Genomic DNA, 262 nt, shown 5'->3' with positions numbered 1-262 from the left:
ATTCTCCAGCATCTCTTTTGCCAGGGTTAATACATCTTTACCGCGCGTTCCTGTACGCAGAAATAACGCCAGCAGCTCGACATCCGTTAAGGCGCTAATACCAAACTTCAGCATTTTTTCGCGCGGCATCAACAGCTGTGCATTGTTTTTCACCTTCACCTCCTTTGTGGTGCTCGCATCCTGTCATAGCCGTTCCGTTAAATCGACGGCCAGTTTTCAATCCTGGAAAGCGCCTCGCAAAGTGAATCTCAGGTGAAGGCAC

The 262-nt window shown here is 49.2% G+C and carries 1 protein-coding gene; it reads right to left on the bottom strand.

Translation table 11 applies throughout. The features are described from left to right. Window positions 1-129 (bottom strand): UPF0758 domain-containing protein (locus SB765_RS30785; protein WP_410932642.1); only part of this gene is annotated, 129 nt, incomplete at its 3' end. Between the last annotated feature and the right edge of the window lie 133 nt (window positions 130-262).

This window comes from Pseudomonas sp. SIMBA_067 (assembly GCF_046534675.1).
Taxonomy (GTDB): domain Bacteria; phylum Pseudomonadota; class Gammaproteobacteria; order Pseudomonadales; family Pseudomonadaceae; genus Aquipseudomonas; species Aquipseudomonas putida.
This window is presented reverse-complemented; position numbering and strand designations above follow the sequence as displayed.